12 protein-coding genes and 2 pseudogenes are annotated in these 12,092 nt (G+C 68.2%); 9 read left to right on the top strand and 5 right to left on the bottom strand.

Translation table 11 applies throughout. The features are described 5' to 3' along the window. Positions 1 to 127 precede the first annotated feature (127 nt). Positions 128 to 1,107, top strand: a pseudogene (locus JK364_RS53455) (helix-turn-helix domain-containing protein). Between the two features lie 132 nt (positions 1,108 to 1,239). Then, a complete protein-coding gene (locus tag JK364_RS53450) occupies positions 1,240 to 2,298 on the top strand; it encodes an NAD(P)/FAD-dependent oxidoreductase (RefSeq protein WP_201858726.1) in 1,059 nt (352 codons plus the stop codon). Positions 2,299 to 2,309: 11 nt separating this feature from the next. Here JK364_RS53450 and JK364_RS53445 read toward each other — a convergent pair whose 3' ends face one another. After that, entirely contained in the window at positions 2,310 to 2,879 is a 570-nt protein-coding gene (locus JK364_RS53445) for a cupin domain-containing protein (protein WP_201858725.1), read from the bottom strand. 128 nt (positions 2,880 to 3,007) lie between these two features. On the opposite strand from JK364_RS53445, the gene JK364_RS53440 reads away from it, so the two are divergent. Genes JK364_RS53440 through JK364_RS53430 form a run of 3 tightly spaced genes read left to right on the top strand, consistent with a single transcriptional unit; the run spans position 3,008 to position 6,341 of the window. Further along, positions 3,008 to 4,510 carry an MFS transporter gene (locus tag JK364_RS53440; RefSeq protein WP_230993937.1) on the top strand — a complete coding sequence of 501 codons (1,503 nt, stop codon included), beginning with the start codon at positions 3,008 to 3,010 and terminating at the stop codon, positions 4,508 to 4,510. Between the two features lie 59 nt (positions 4,511 to 4,569). Next, positions 4,570 to 5,220 carry an SAM-dependent methyltransferase gene (locus tag JK364_RS53435; protein ID WP_201858723.1) on the top strand — a complete coding sequence of 217 codons (651 nt, stop codon included), beginning with the start codon at positions 4,570 to 4,572 and terminating at the stop codon, positions 5,218 to 5,220. Between the two features lie 50 nt (positions 5,221 to 5,270). Continuing rightward, complete coding sequence (locus JK364_RS53430; RefSeq protein WP_201858722.1) at positions 5,271 to 6,341, top strand: alkene reductase; 1,071 nt, start codon at positions 5,271 to 5,273, stop codon at positions 6,339 to 6,341. Positions 6,342 to 6,659: 318 nt separating this feature from the next. Here the strand turns inward: JK364_RS53430 and JK364_RS58395 are convergent, their stop codons facing one another. Continuing rightward, complete coding sequence (locus JK364_RS58395) at positions 6,660 to 6,845, bottom strand: integrase core domain-containing protein (protein ID WP_372462108.1); 186 nt, start codon at positions 6,843 to 6,845, stop codon at positions 6,660 to 6,662. A gap of 325 nt (positions 6,846 to 7,170) precedes the next feature. On the opposite strand from JK364_RS58395, the gene JK364_RS58390 reads away from it, so the two are divergent. Continuing rightward, positions 7,171 to 7,338, top strand: coding sequence for a hypothetical protein (locus JK364_RS58390; protein WP_372462106.1), 168 nt, complete (start codon positions 7,171 to 7,173; stop codon positions 7,336 to 7,338). Positions 7,339 to 7,427: 89 nt separating this feature from the next. Here JK364_RS58390 and JK364_RS53415 read toward each other — a convergent pair whose 3' ends face one another. Further along, the gene (locus JK364_RS53415) at positions 7,428 to 8,177 is read right to left on the bottom strand and encodes an SDR family oxidoreductase (protein WP_201858720.1); all 750 of its coding nucleotides are present in this window, start codon (positions 8,175 to 8,177) and stop codon (positions 7,428 to 7,430) included. Between the two features lie 14 nt (positions 8,178 to 8,191). Beyond that, positions 8,192 to 8,941: an SDR family NAD(P)-dependent oxidoreductase gene (locus tag JK364_RS53410; RefSeq protein WP_201858719.1), complete on the bottom strand. Its 750-nt coding sequence runs from the start codon at positions 8,939 to 8,941 to the stop codon at positions 8,192 to 8,194. 118 nt (positions 8,942 to 9,059) lie between these two features. Here JK364_RS53410 and JK364_RS53405 point away from each other — a divergent pair, with 118 nt between their 5' ends. Next, positions 9,060 to 9,659 carry a TetR/AcrR family transcriptional regulator gene (locus JK364_RS53405; RefSeq protein ID WP_201858718.1) on the top strand — a complete coding sequence of 200 codons (600 nt, stop codon included), beginning with the start codon at positions 9,060 to 9,062 and terminating at the stop codon, positions 9,657 to 9,659. On the opposite strand, the gene JK364_RS56685 is transcribed toward JK364_RS53405, so the two are convergent. After that, positions 9,579 to 10,010 carry a hypothetical protein gene (locus JK364_RS56685; RefSeq protein WP_307841714.1) on the bottom strand — a complete coding sequence of 144 codons (432 nt, stop codon included), beginning with the start codon at positions 10,008 to 10,010 and terminating at the stop codon, positions 9,579 to 9,581. The two genes, JK364_RS53405 and JK364_RS56685, sit on opposite strands and share 81 nt — an antisense overlap. Here JK364_RS56685 and JK364_RS57920 point away from each other — a divergent pair. Together JK364_RS57920 and JK364_RS53395 are read left to right on the top strand one after the other, a co-directional pair. Further along, positions 9,897 to 10,340 carry a hypothetical protein gene (locus JK364_RS57920; RefSeq protein ID WP_307841715.1) on the top strand — a complete coding sequence of 148 codons (444 nt, stop codon included), beginning with the start codon at positions 9,897 to 9,899 and terminating at the stop codon, positions 10,338 to 10,340. The two genes, JK364_RS56685 and JK364_RS57920, sit on opposite strands and share 114 nt — an antisense overlap. A gap of 541 nt (positions 10,341 to 10,881) precedes the next feature. Next, positions 10,882 to 11,918, top strand: a pseudogene (locus JK364_RS53395) (IS701 family transposase); the annotation flags it as partial. Between the last annotated feature and the right edge of the window lie 174 nt (positions 11,919 to 12,092).

Genomic DNA, 12,092 nt, shown 5'->3' with positions numbered 1-12,092 from the left:
ACTGCCCTTGCCGGAAATCTCATCCGCCCTGATGAGGGCCGGTGCATTGGGTTTCCCGAAATCTGGCCGCAGTCGCTCGAGTCGGCGCTCTCGCGCTGCTGCCGTCAGCGCGTCATGATGATCGATCGTGCTGCTGCGGCTGGCTTACCTCGGTGTGACAAACGTGTTCGCAACGCTTCGCCTGCTGCCGCTGACCGACCGGGACAAGGACGCGGAGATCCTCGCCCTGCGCCACCAGATCACCGTGCTGGAACGCCAACTCGGCAAGGACAAGATCCGGTTCACGCCCAGCGATCGAGCATTCCTGGCGGCGCTGCTGCACCGGCTGCCACCGCACGTCCTGCGAAGAGTACGGCTACTCGTCCGCCCCGACACGGTACTGCGCTGGCACCGCAACCTCGTCAAACGCCGTCATGCCGCCTCCTGCCGGCCCAAACGCCTGAGACGACCGCACACCGTACGCTCCATCCGCATCCTGGTGCTGCGCCTGGCGAAAAAGAACCCCAGCTGAGGGTACCGACGCCTGCACGGCGAGCTGCTCGTGCTCGGGGTGAAGGTAAGCGCGTCCACCGTCTGGGAAATCCTCAAGGAGGCAGGCATCGACCCTGCGCCTGAGCGGAACTCCAGTACCTGGGCCGACTTCCATCGCTCCCGGGCTGATGTCCTGCTGGCCGCGACTTCATGGAAACAGTCACCCTGTCGGGGATACGGATGTACGTGCTCATGGTGATCGAACACGGCAATCGCCCGATCCACATCCTGGGCGCCACCACACATCCCACCGCATCCTGGGTAGCACAAGCGGCGAAGAACCTCGTCATGGACCTCGAAGACCTCGGCTTCCGGGCACAATTCGTGATCCGGGACAGAGACGGGAAGTTCCCCGACCTCTTCGATGCCGTCCTCAAGGACGCAGGCCTCCTCCACACCCTGCGCGAGTTCGAGCAGTTCTACAACACACACCGCCCGCACCAGGGCATCGCAAACGTCAGACCGCTCCGCCTCGTGCCCCCGCCGATCGACGATCCCGACGCGTTAGCGCGCCTCGGCATACGCCGACACGATCGCCTCGGCGACATCCTCCACGAATACCAACGTGCAGCGTGACCTGCACGGACGAGGTTTCCGGCAAGGGCAGCCGCGCTGGCTGAATATATATAAACGCGAAAGATGGCTCTTGCCTTGCCAGATCGGCAAGAGGGATTGCTTCCTCTGCCGGAGCGCCGCACCGTGTGCCGCATGAACGACAAACTGGATTCTGGCGTTTTCGATGTAGTCGTGATTGGCGGCGGTGTGGCCGGTCTGTCAGGGGCGCTGACCCTGTCGCGGGCCCGACGTTCGGTGCTGGTGCTGGATGCGGGGGAGCCCCGCAACGCCCTCGCCGCTGCGGCTCACGGCCTGCTTTCACGTGACGGGGTGGCGCCGCTGGACCTGCTGCGTGCTGGGCGGGCCGAGGTGAGCCGGTATGGCGGGCAGGTGCTCTCCGACCGTGCCACGCACGCCACGCGCGTGGAAGGGCTCTTCGTCGTCGGCACGCAGAGCGGTGCAAGCTTCCGGGCCCGGCGGCTGCTGGTGACCACGGGCCTGGTGGACGAGTTGCCGCAAGTGCCGGGGCTACGCGAGCGGTGGGGAAGAGACGTGCTGCACTGTCCCTACTGCCATGGGTGGGAAGTGCGGGACACGCCGATCGGCGTGCTCAGCTCAAGTGCAGCCTCAGTGCATCAGGCGCTGTTGTTTCGCCAGTGGTCCAGCCTGGTGACGCTCTTCCTGCACGCGGGGCCGGAGCCTGAAGAGGAGCATTGGGAGCGTTTGGCGGCCCGTGGCATCGAGGTTGTGCAGGGAGAGGTGACCGGCCTGGAGGTCGTGGACGACACGCTCCGAGGCGTCCGGCTCTCCTCGAAGCTGGTGGTCCCCGTGCATTCTCTGGCGGTGGCCCCGCAGTTTCTCGTGCAGGGCGAAGTCCTGGCCGGCCTCGGCGTAGGCCCGGCGCCGCACCCAATGGGCGTCGGCACCTATGTGCCATCCGATGCCGTCGGCGCAACGGATGTCCCCGGCGTCTGGGTGGCCGGCAATGTTGCCGATGTGATGGCCGGGCTCGTCCAGGCGCAGGCCGGCGGTGCGACGGCCGCGGCGGCCATCAACGCCGACCTCGTCAACGCCGACACTGACGAGGCCCTTGTACGCCGGCGCGCTGCCCCGCGTGAGGACTTCAGTGCCGCAATCGAGGCGCAGGTCACCGAGCATGTGCTGGGCGAACGGCGGCATGGCCTCGACTCCCTGCTGCCCGGTACGGGGTGACCGCGATGCGGTCAGGTTGGGCGGGCCCTGAGGTGGGCCCGCTCGCCCTGCTTGCCGAAGATGACCAACAGCTCCACCGGCTGATCGTCGTCGGCGCCTAGCCAGTGCGGCACATGGGTGTCGAATTCCGCCACTTCACCTGGCGTGAGGAGCAGGGAGCGCTCGCCGAGGAGCAGGCGCAGCCGGCCGTCCAGCACGTAGATCCACTCGTAGCCCTCGTGGATGTTCAGCTCAGGCTCGCCACTGCTGGGGCTGATGACGAGTTTGTGGGCGTGCAGCCCGCCGGGGCGGCGGCTCAGTGGCACATAGGTCATGCCGTCGCGGGTGACGGGCCGCAGATGCACGCGCGGATCGCCTGTCTCGGGCGCCCCGACCAACTCGTCCAGGGGGACCTGGTAGACGTGGGCCAGGGGGAGCAGGAGCTCCAGGTTCGCTTTGCGGCCGCCGCTCTCCAACCGGGAGAGCGTGCTTTCGGAGATCCCTGTGGTCTGAGAGAGGGCGGCCAGCGTGATACCGCGCTGCAAGCGCAGCGCCCGCAGTCTCGGTCCGATCGCCGTCAGGACCCGATTGATATTCGCCATGACATCCATCTTGCCAAAAGAGCATGAGAGTTTGCACCTTCGGCACGACTTGTTTCAGCCTCCTGGCCATGCAACGGCGCACGCCGTCTCGTCGCCCCATGTTCGGTTCCGGCTCAGGAGAGATTTCAATGACCAGCCCCGCCCGCCGCGCCCATAGGCCGCCCGACCCCACCGCGCCCGACCCCCATCGGTGGATGACGCTCATCGTGGCATCCGTGGCGACCCTGATGGTCGTCCTCGACGTGTCCATCGTGAACATCGCTCTGCCCCAGGCCCAGAGCGATCTCGGCATGAGTGACGCCGGCCGCCAGTGGATGATCACCGCCTACGCACTGGCCTCCGGCGGCCTGCTCCTGCTCGGCGGCCGCATCGCCGACTTCGCCGGCCGCAAGAAGATCCTCCTCATCGGCCTGCTCGGCTTCGCCGCCGCCTCCATGCTCGGCGGCCTCGCTCTCAACCCGAGCATGCTGTTCGCAGCCCGCGCCCTGCAGGGAACCTTCGCCGCCCTCCTGGCCCCGGCCGCTCTCTCCCTGATCACCGTGGCCTTCACCGACCCCAAGGAACGCGCGAAGGCTTTCGGTGTCTTCGGCGCGTTCCAGGGCGGGGGCGGTGCCGTCGGGCTGCTGCTCGGCGGTGTGCTGACGCAATACGCGGGCTGGCGCTGGTGCATGTACATCAACGTCCCCATCGCCCTGGCTGCGGCCCTCGCCACCCTCCCCTACATCCGTGAAAGCCGCGCCGCGGGTGACCGTCACTACGACGTCCCCGGAGCCGTGCTGGTGACCGGCGGACTCGTCGCCCTCGTCTACGGCTTCGCCCGGGCCGCCGACGGCGTTGGCTGGACCGCCCCGGCAACACTGCTGCTCCTGGCCGCCGCTGTGGTTCTTCTGACTGCGTTCGTCGTGGTCGAGCACCGCAGCGCCCACCCGCTCCTCCCGCTGCGTGTGATCCTCGACCGCTCCCGTGCCGGCGTGTTCCTGGCCAACCTCCTCATCGGTGCCGGCATGTTCGGCATGAACCTCTTCATGACCTACTTCCTGCAGGTCAACCTCCACTACACACCCCTGCAGGCCGGATGCGCCTTCCTGCCCTTCAGCGTCGGCATCATCGCCACCACCACCCTCAGTGCCCCGCTGGTCACCCGCCTCGGCCCCAAGACCCTGATGGCGGCAGGAAGCACGCTGGCCACGGTGGGACTGTTCTGGCTCACCCGACTCGACACCGCGTCCGGCTACGCGGGCGAAGTCCTCCCGACCCAGATCCTCGTCAGTGTCGGCGTCGGCCTGTTCTTCCTGGCCGGCCCCAACGTGGCCCTGTCCGGCGTTGATCCACACGACGCCGGTGTCGCCAGCGCCGCCCTGAGCACCAGCCAGCAGATCGGCGCCGCCCTGGGCCCCGCCCTGCTCAACACCCTCTACGTCTCCGCCGTCACCGGCTACCTCAACTCCCGCGGCGAAAGCCCCGGGCAGGCCCCCCAGGCCGTGCAGTTGGAGGCCTACCTCCACGGCTACCGCATCGCGTTCATCGTGGCGGGCGCTCTCCTGGCCGCCGCCGTTGTCGCACTACTCGCCCTGGTGAAGACGCCCAAGAGCACGGCCGGCGACGCGGCCGCACCCGACCCGGGCCACTGAGCTCACCCGAGCCCCGGCCCCAATCCGCCCCGAAGTTATCCGAAGGAGAGACACACGCGATGGACGAGTGCATCCCCGAAATCCATGCCGCCAACGATGCTGCCAGCTTCTGGGAGCAGCTCTACCGCGGCAAGGGCAGCGTCTGGAAGGACACCGCGAATCCTCTGCTCGCCGAGACGGCCCGGCACCTCACACCCGGCCACGCCCTCGACCTGGGCTGCGGCGAAGGCGGAGACACCCTCTGGCTCGCCACCCACGAATGGCACGTCACCGCCGTCGATATCGCCCCCACCGCCCTTCAGCGCACCAGCCGGCTCGCCGCCCGAAACGGCCTCGAGAGCAGTGTGCGCACCGAACAGCACGACCTGGCGGAGACCTTCCCCTCCGGCACTTTCGACCTCATCTCGGCCCAGTATCTGCAGACCCCCTACGCCTTCCCGCGTGCCAGCGTCCTGCGCCGCGCCGCACACGCGCTCACTCCCGGCGGGATCCTCCTGATCGTCGACCACGGCTCGGTACGCCCCTGGGCCTGGAACACCGATCCCGACACCCGCTTCCCCAGCCCGGAAGACATCTACGGCGAACTCGCCCTCGACACGGCGCGGTGGACACCCCAGCGCCTGGCCACCCCGCAGCGGGTGGCCACCGGCCCCGGTGGTCAGACCGCGACCGTCACCGACACGGTCGTTGCCGTACGCCGCCTCGCCTGACCTTCCGCACCCCACGCACACTGCACAACCCCGCTTCAGGAGTTACCTTCATGACTGACCTCTTCGCGCCCGTCACGGTAGGCAAGTGGACGCTGAACAACCGCATCGTCATGGCCCCCATGACCCGCAACCGGGCCACCCCCGACGGTGTCCCCACCAGCCTCATGGCGACCTACTACACTCAGCGGGCCACCGCCGGGCTGATCGTCACCGAGGGGGTGCAGCCCAGCGAAGTCGGACAGGGCTATATGAACTCGCCCGGCCTGCACACCAGCGAACAGATCGAAGCCTGGCGCACCCTCGCCGCCGGCGTGCACCAGGCAGGTGGCCGAATCGTGGCCCAGCTCATGCACGCCGGACGCATCTCCCACCCCGACAACAAGCACCAGGCCGAAACCATCGCCCCCAGCGCCATCGCCGCACCGGGCGAGATGTTCACCCCGGCCGGCCCCCAGCCCCACCCCACCCCGCGCGCCCTGGCCACCGAGGACATTCCTGCCGTCATCGACGAATTCACCCGCGCCGCCACTGCCGCCATTGCCGCCGGCCTGGACGGCATCGAACTGCACAGCGCCAATGGCTACCTCCTGCACCAATTCCTCGCTCCCTCCACCAACCAGCGCACCGACCACTACGGCGGTTCCCCCCAAGCCCGTGCCCGCTTCGTCATCGAAGTGGCACAGGTCGTCAGCGACGCCATCGGCAGCGAACGCGTCGGCATCCGCATCTCCCCCGCCATCAACCTCCACGGCGCGCTGGAGACCGACCCCCACCTCACCGCGGCCACGTACCGCACCCTCGTCGACGCGCTGTCCGGGATGGGCCTGGCCTACCTGCACGCCATCGGCGACCCCGCCTCCCCGCTGCTCACCGACCTCGCAGAGCGCTTCGGCGGCTCCCACATCGTCAGCAACGGCTGGGACCCCGTCACCGACGTCACCGCCGCACAGGAACTGGTCACCACCGGACAGGCCGACCTTGTCGCGGTCGGGCGTGCCTTCATCGCCAACCCCGACCTGGTACAGCGGTGGCAGACCGGCGCCCCGCTCAACCAGCCCGACAGCACCACCTTCTACGGCGGTGACCACCGTGGCTATACCGACTACCCGCATTTGGCGTAGGGTGCCGACCTCTGATCCGCCTGGGACGCGCGCAACTGCTCACGCATCCTGCTTCGACCGCTTCCCGAGTCTCATCCTCGGGATGAACGAACGCGACATCCCGCATGAGTCCGACGTGGCCTTCATCCGACCGGCCAGCCTGCCGGTGGCATGGGACGGCAAGCCCAGCACCACTGTCGGCTGACACCCCTGCGCTCGCCGGGCCGTCCAGGGATCCGCAGCCCTGGACGGCCCGGAGGAACCAAGGGCATGCCGCGGTCCACCGTGGATGGAGATATCGTTGGAGTGGAACTCGTTGAGCAGGCCGCCGAGTAGCTGTCACCGTCTGACTACGGCAGCGGGCAGGGGGATGACGCTCGGGTGGTCGTCCGGGGCGCGTAGGTCGAGGCTGCGGTGGGCCCGTCCGGTGTTGTAGTGCTCGGCGTACGTGGTGAGGACGGCACGGAGGTGTCGTTCGCCGGTGATGAGGATTCGGTCGGTGCATTCGGCGCGGGCTGTGCGTATCCATCGTTCGGCGAACGCGTTTGACCAGGGGGCTCTGCGGCGTCGGAATGACGGCTATGCCGTTGCCGGCGAAGACGGCGTCGAATGCGGCGGTGAACTCGCTGTCCCGGTCACGGATGAGGAACCGACGACACCCAGGCCGCCCGGACTATGCTGACCCGGCTGCGGCGCACACACCCGGAGATCACGATCGTGTGGGCCGACCGTGCCTACGCCGGCACCCTGGTCACCTGGGCGGGCACCACGTTGAACCTGACGGTGCCAAGGACCGCAAGGGTTCGTCCTGCTGTCAAAACGGTGGATCGTGGAGAGATCACTCGCGTGGTTGCAGCACGCCAGACGCCTGGTCAGAGACTACGAACGCAGACCCGCCCACGCCGAGGCGATGGTGAATCTCGCGGTCATCACGCTCATGACACGCCGCCTCGCCCGCGGCCCCTTCCACCCCACCGCAGCACCGCCCCGGCCCGCCGAACTCGTCACGGCGGCGTGACCGGTCCGGGGGAACGTTGGAACAGTGATTGGCGTTCAGCGACGCATAATGCTGACGGCCGGTGGCACCAGGCAGGCCGGTTTATCCTGTTAGTACGCGAGCTGCCCGATGCCCCCGTCAACGCGCAGCACGGTCCCCGCGGTATAGGCGGACTCGTCCGAGGCGAGATAGACCGCCGCCTTCGCCAGCTCGGTAGCGGTTCCCAGGCGATGGAGAGGCACGGTCTGCCGGAGTTCCTCGTAGAGGGCTGCTTGGCGCTCGGGGCCGAGGGGCGCGAACGCGTTGGTGATCGTCGGGCCCGGGCTCAGTCCGTTGACGCGGATGCCCCGGTCCTTCAGCTCATAGGTCAGCCCGCGCGTGTAGGAGAGCAGGCCCGCCTTGGCCGCGCCGTAGACCGTCGCGTTCTCGTGTCCGATGTACGCGGAGACCGAGCCGACGAGGATGACCGAGGACTGCTGCGAGAAGAGCGGCAGCAGGTCCTTGATCAGGAAGAACGGCGACTTGAGATTGGTCGCGAGGAGCCTGTCGAACGCCTCCTCGGTCCATGCCTCGACGGGGAGGTGGGTGATGTCGGCAGCGTTGCTCATCAGGATGTCGAGCTTCGGCCACTCCTGCCGCAGCCGCGCAGCGAGCGCCGCCTGGCCGGGCACGTCGCCGGCGTCGCTGGCGATGGTCAGCAACGGGCCCTCCAACTGCCGGGCTGCCTCGTCGAGCTTCTCCTGTGACCGGCCGGTGATGGCGACGGTCGCTCCCTCGGCGAGGAACTCGCGGGCCGCCTCCAGACCGATGCCGCTCGTTCCCCCAGTGATCAGTGCGTGCTTTCCCACAAGACGATCCATTGTTCCGCCTCTCCTCAGATTGCGGTGCGGCCACCGTCGGTGGCGACGATCGCCCCGGTCATGTAACTGGCCCGGCCACTGGCGAGAAAGGCGATCACGTGGGCCACCTCGGCCGGGTCGGAGGTGCGCTTGAGCGCGGTGGTCAGGCCCATGCCGCCCATGTCCGGGCCCATCGCCGCGACCACCTTCGATGTGCGCATCGGGCCCGGGGAGACGGCGTTGACCCGCACGTTCGACTCGGCGAACTCCGCCGCCCAAGTGCGGGTCAGCGATTCGAGCGCCGCCTTGGTGGCGCCGTAGACGGCCATGCCCGGCATGCCGAGGCCGGCCGCGGTGGAGCTGACGTTGACGATGCTGCCGCCGCCGCCCGCGGCCATCTTCTCCGCGAGCAGGGCGGTGAGCAGGAACGGGGCACGCACGTTGACCGCAAAGGCGGCGTCGTAGCCCGCGAGGCCCTGCCCGGTGGTCGGGGAGAACGTCATCACGCTCGCGTTGTTGATCAGGATGTCGACGGCTCCGGCCTCCTCGGCCAGTTGCCGCACGCTCGCCGGGTCGGACACGTCGGCCGCAACGAAGCGCACCGCCCCGGTGGGCTCGCCATCGGCCGCGCGGAGGTCTTCCACGACCTGGGTGCCGCGCCGCGGATCGGTGCCGGTCAGGATCAGGTCGGCTCCGCCCGCGGCCAGCACCCTGGTCGTCGCGTGCCCGAGTCCGCCGATCGCGCCGGACCCGGCGACGAGCGCCGTCTTGCCCGCAAATTCCATTGTTTCGCCCTTCGGGCCGGTCAGTGAGTGACCGACTTCTGTGCGTTCGTTCAAGAAGTGTCGCAACGGAAGCTACGACTTTTTGAACGTCGAGTCAAGAAGTCGTAGTCTTGGACGCATGGCACGAACCGGACGCCCCCGCGAGTTCAACAAGGAACAGACGCTGGAGCGCGCACTCGAACTGTTCTGGTCCCGGGGATACGGGGCGACGTCGATCCAGGACCTGGTCGAAGCGCTGGCCGTCGAGCGTGGCAGCCTCTACGGCGCCTTCGGCGACAAGCGCCGCTTCTACCTGGACGCCGTCAGGCTCTACTGGGAGGTGTACGAGCGGCACCTGACCGCCGCGCTCGACACCGCCCCGGTGCTGCCCGCCCTGCGCGAGATCCTGACCCATCCGGCGCGACTGGACGAGCTGATCTCCGACAGGGGCGTGCCGCAGGGCTGCCTGGTCGGCAACACGACCGCCGAACTCGTCCCCCAGGACAGCGAAGCCACGGAGATCGTCACCCGCTCGTACCACCGCTTCACCGACATCGTCGCCGGCGCACTCCGCCGCGCACAGGCCGCCGGAGAGGTCACGACCAACTCCTCCCCCGAGGCCCAGGCGCAGCTCCTGCTCTACATCGTCCAGGGCCTGTCACTCGTATCGAGGGCGGGGCTCGACCAGAGCTCGGCGCTGACGGCGATCGACACGGCGGTGGACGGATTGCGGGCGTGACCTGAACCTTCCGCGCGCGACCGGTTTGCTCCAGACATGCGGAAGTTCCCTGGCCTGGAGGGTGTCAATATTCCGATCAGGCTGCTGAACTGGGCCTTCCCTGTAGATGGTGAGGCAGTCGGAGTGGCGTGGTGTGGTACTCGTTGAGCAGTCCACCAAGTACCTGTCGGCGTCTGACTGCGCCAGCAGGTAGGGGGATGAGTTCGGCTCGTCGACTGGGGCACGTAGGCCCAGGCTGTGGTGGGCTCGGCCGGCGTTGTAGTGCTCGGCGTATACGGTGAGGACCGTACGCAGGTGTCGTTCGCCAGTGATGAGGAGCCGGTCGGTGCATTCGCCGCGGGCTGTGCGTATCCATCGTTCGGCGAACGCGTTGGACCGGGGGCTTTGCGGTGGCGTCGGGATTACGGCTGTGTCATTACCGGCGAAGACGGCGTCGAACGCGGCAATGAACTTGCTGTCCCGGTCCCGGATGAGGAACCGGAAGCACCCAGCTCTCTCCCCGAGGTCCATGACCAGGTTGCGGGCGAGTTGGGTGACCCATGCGCCGCTCGGGTGGGCGGTGACACCCAGGACATGGACGCGCCGGGTGGCGACCTCCATGACGGAGAAGACATAAACACGCTTGAGGAAGACGGTCTCCACATGCATGAAGTCACAGGCGAGCAGCGTGTGGGCCTGTGAACGGACGAAGGAGCGCCAGGTCTGCTGACTTGCGCGCTGCGGCGCGGGCGGTAGACCGGAACGGCGCAGGACACGCCGTATCGTAGCGGCGGCAACCCTATGGCCAAGCCGTCGGAGCTCTACGAGTGCCGATAGATCATCCACGCAGGTCGAGGGCCTGATCACGGCTCTTCGGCGCTCCTTGATGTTCACCCCGGGGTCTTCATCTACGCAGGGCCCCGGCGGCATCATGATCTGTCGTGCTGCTGCGTCTGGCCTACCTCGCCGCAACCAACGCCCTGGCGTTCCTACGGCTCCTGCCCGATGAGCGACAGGGAGAAGGACGTCGAGGTCCTCGTACTCCGGCACCAACTGCCGGTCCTCCAACGCCGGGTCGGTAAGCCGACCTTCACCGACACCGACCGTGCCATCCTCGCCGGCCTGCTCTACCACCTCCCCAAAGACAGACCGCGGCACCTTTTGCTGTTGGTCCGCCCCGACACGGTCCTGCGCCGGCATCGCGACCTGCTCAGGCGGCGCCATGCCGCGACCTGCGTACCCAGCAACCTGGGACACCGACGACGTCCGCGACGACCTGCAGTCATACGTCGCCAAGCACCTCGGCGATGACGGCGGGGTGCTCGTCATCGATGACACCGCGGCTTCATCAAGAAGGGCACCACCTCGGCCGGAGTGCAGCGCCAATACTCCGGCACCGCCGGCCGCACCGAGAACTGCCAGATAGGTGTCTTCGCCGCCTACGCCACCAGCACCGGCCGCGCGTTGGTGGACCGGGAGCTGTACTTGCCCAGGTCGTGGACGGAGGACCGCGAGCGCTGCCGGGCGGCGAAGGTCCCCGACGAACGCGGCTTCGCCACCAAGGGAGAGCTGGCCAAGCGCCTCGTACTCCGTGTCTTGGCCTCCGATCTCCCCCTCGCCTGGGTGGCCGCGGACGCCGCCTACGGGCAGGAGGGACGCTTCCGCCGTCTGCTGGAGCAGTCCGGTCTCGGCTACGTGCTCGCGGTGCCCAAATCGCAGCAGGTTTTCGGCCCGCGCGTCGACCACCTCTTCGCCCAGGCCCCGGACGAGGCATGGGAGCCGATCTCGTGCGGCGACGGGGCCAAGGGGCCGCGGCTCTACCATTGGGCGGCACTGGAACTGCCCACGGTGGCCGAGTTCGACTATCAGGGCGAGGTCCCCGTCCGTCGGCGGTGGGCACTGGCCCGCCGCAGCCTCAGAAAGCCCGAGGAACTCGCCTACTTCCTCGCCTACGCCCCACGGGAGACCGTGGTGGCCGACCTGGTGCGGATCGCCGGCATGCGCTGGCAGATCGAGGAGTGCTTCCAGGCCGCGAAGAACGAGTGCGGCCTGGACCAGTACGAGGTCCGCCGTTACATCGGCTGGTACCGGCACATCACCCTGGCCATGCTCGCCCATGCCTACCTCGCGGTCATGGCGGCCGACGCGGCCGCAAAGGGGGATGCAGAAACGCTTCCGGCACCCTGGCTCCGCCCACCGTGGCAGAAGTCCGGCGGCTCCTGGCGCCTCGCCTCGCCGACAAACACCGAGCCGGCCGGTCGCTTCGCGCGCACATGCTGAACTGGTCACGCTGGCGCCGCAGACGCCAAGTCGTCGCCCGTCACTGCCACTACCGCCGACGACTCCACTCGTTGCAGGGGCGGTCCGGCAAGACGGCCCCAGACCCGCCACCAGCCGACGACACTCCGGACGACGCCTCTGACCAGGCCAGATAGCGAAACGCTGCTGGAGTAC

The organism is Streptomyces endocoffeicus, assembly GCF_016741935.1.
Lineage (GTDB): Bacteria > Actinomycetota > Actinomycetes > Streptomycetales > Streptomycetaceae > Streptomyces > Streptomyces endocoffeicus.
This window is presented reverse-complemented; position numbering and strand designations above follow the sequence as displayed.

Excerpts from the sequence above, each read along its gene's own strand:
- JK364_RS53435 (WP_201858723.1), top strand. The coding sequence starts at position 4,570 with ATGGACGAGTGCATCCCCGAAATCCATGCCGCCAACGATGCTGCCAGC.
- JK364_RS53410 (WP_201858719.1), bottom strand. The coding sequence starts at position 8,941 with ATGGAATTTGCGGGCAAGACGGCGCTCGTCGCCGGGTCCGGCGCGATC.
- JK364_RS53450 (WP_201858726.1), top strand. The coding sequence starts at position 1,240 with ATGAACGACAAACTGGATTCTGGCGTTTTCGATGTAGTCGTGATTGGC.
- JK364_RS53430 (WP_201858722.1), top strand. The coding sequence starts at position 5,271 with ATGACTGACCTCTTCGCGCCCGTCACGGTAGGCAAGTGGACGCTGAAC.
- JK364_RS53440 (WP_230993937.1), top strand. The coding sequence starts at position 3,008 with ATGACCAGCCCCGCCCGCCGCGCCCATAGGCCGCCCGACCCCACCGCG.
- JK364_RS53405 (WP_201858718.1), top strand. The coding sequence starts at position 9,060 with ATGGCACGAACCGGACGCCCCCGCGAGTTCAACAAGGAACAGACGCTG.
- JK364_RS53445 (WP_201858725.1), bottom strand. The coding sequence starts at position 2,879 with ATGGCGAATATCAATCGGGTCCTGACGGCGATCGGACCGAGACTGCGG.
- JK364_RS53415 (WP_201858720.1), bottom strand. The coding sequence starts at position 8,177 with ATGGATCGTCTTGTGGGAAAGCACGCACTGATCACTGGGGGAACGAGC.